Raw genomic sequence first — 1,737 nt, 5'->3', positions numbered from 1 at the left:
CGTGACGGGGGATGGTGCCGCTGCCGGTGGCGGGGCTTGGGCGGGCGTCGTGGGCTCTGATGTCGGCGCGGTGGTGTGGTCGGCGCCGGGCGAAGCCGTCCGGCGCGCTGTCGGCCGGGGAGGTGTCGATCGGGGAGGTGCCTCGTCGGAGGGCACGGCTACGGGCCGGTGCTGCGGGCGGGGAGTCGGCGTGGTGCCGGGGCGCGGGTCGGCGGCCGCTGGTGCGGGCTGCGCGACGTTCACGGGAGCGGTCCGCCGACGTACGGTGAGGGTCCGCCCCGCGGGGGCCTCCTGAGAGGCTTCCCAGGAGCGGGAAGGTTCCTCCCCCAGCCCGGTGAGCCCGAGCACGGGTGCCTCCTGTGGTTCGAAGCGCGAGACCGGCCGGGCCCTCAGCGTCGTCGCCCGCCCGACCGCGACCCGTGCCAGGGAGCGCAGGTAGCCGCTCATCCGATCAGCTCCAGGTAGCCGGCCCGGCGCAGTGGGTCGATGCCGAGGCATTCGCGCTCGCTCCAGCCGTAGCTGCCGGCGAGCCGGTGGACGTCCAGCAGCAGTCGCCGGGCGCGCGCCTCCAGCTCGTCCCAGTACAGGGACACCGGGTCGAGGACCAGCTCGAAGGTGTGCCCGCAGCCGGGGCAGGAGGAGGTGAGCCGTAGGTCCGCGTGCGGGTCGCGGCGGGCGAGTTCGGTGTCGAGCGCGTGGAGCAGCTCGGCGGGGAGGTCCTCGGCCGGGCTGGGCACGCCGTCCTGGTGGAAGGCCACCACGCATGAGTTCAGGAGCACGCGGGCGGCGGTATCGGCGTCGGCGGATGAGCCCACGAGGGTCTGGAGGTCACCGACGGTGGGCAGGCGGAAGCGGACGACGGCGTCGCCGCCGCCGCGGAGCTCGCCGCCGGCATCGCTCCCGGTGGCGGGGCTCTCGTCCGTGTCGTCGAGGAGTTCGCTCAGGTCGACGGCGACCTCCAGCCGGGCGTCGCAGGACGGGCAGGTCGTCTCCCCCTCCAGCCGGCTCCCCAGGGTGTCCCGGCGGTCGCGCAGCAGCAGGAGGTTGCTCCTGCCGGCGGTCAGCCCGGCCAGCTCCTCGGCGGGGGTGCCGGGGCAGGCCGCGGCGAGCAGGAGGAGCCGTCTGTCCTCGGGGCGCCTCGTGCCCGCGCTCCACACGTCGAGGATCCGGACGTCGTCCATGAACGTGGCGCCTAGGGCTCGACGTACGTCGGTTCGGTGGGCTCGACGACCTCGTAGTCGCGTTCCCAGCCCTCGTTCTCGAGCTTGAGGTGCTGGATGGCCACCGCGTTGGCGTTCGCGTCCAGATCCGGGAGGGCCTGGAACTCGGAGACCCACGCGCGGAACACCTTGTAGGCGAGCACCAGCTGCCCGGCCTCGTTGTACACCTCGATCACGAGGTCCTTGCGGAAGTCCTTGAGCGAGGTCTCGCTGCCGAGGGCGGAGCCGAAGTTCCACACCTTGTTGGCCCACTGCTCGAAGTCGGTGTCGTGCGTGACGCCGCGTTCGAGGGTGATCGCCTCGTACTCGGTGCGTCCGGGCGACTTGCGGCTGGTGCTGGGGTCGCCGCCGTCGCGGTGCTTGACCACCTCGGTGGTCCGCTTGAGCGCGCTGACCTTGCTCACGCCGGCGACGTATCTGCCGTCCCAGCGGACCCGGAACTTGAAGTTCTTGTAGGGATCGAAACGATTGGTGTTCACGGTGAACGACGGCATGACGGCTCTCTCAACCCTCTCGA

General features: G+C 72.2%; 2 protein-coding genes. Both read right to left on the bottom strand.

From position 1 onward, the window contains the following. Nucleotides 1-443: 443 nt before the first annotated feature. Nucleotides 444-1,181 carry a T4 family baseplate hub assembly chaperone gene (locus AC07BS_RS00935; protein WP_478929150.1) on the bottom strand — a complete coding sequence of 246 codons (738 nt, stop codon included), beginning with the start codon at nucleotides 1,179-1,181 and terminating at the stop codon, nucleotides 444-446. 11 nt (nucleotides 1,182-1,192) lie between these two features. Further along, on the bottom strand, nucleotides 1,193-1,714 hold the full coding sequence (locus AC07BS_RS00930; protein ID WP_086573033.1) for a phage tail protein: 522 nt from the start codon (nucleotides 1,712-1,714) through the stop codon (nucleotides 1,193-1,195). Nucleotides 1,715-1,737 lie beyond the last annotated feature (23 nt).

The organism is Streptomyces sp. NPDC044063 (assembly GCF_056434285.1).
Note: the sequence above shows the minus strand (reverse complement) of the source record. Positions and strands in the feature narration are given on the sequence as shown.

Bases quoted from the DNA above. Each gene is read 5' to 3' on its own strand.
- AC07BS_RS00935 (WP_478929150.1), bottom strand. From the start codon at position 1,181: ATGGACGACGTCCGGATCCTCGACGTGTGGAGCGCGGGCACGAGGCGC.
- AC07BS_RS00930 (WP_086573033.1), bottom strand. From the start codon at position 1,714: ATGCCGTCGTTCACCGTGAACACCAATCGTTTCGATCCCTACAAGAAC.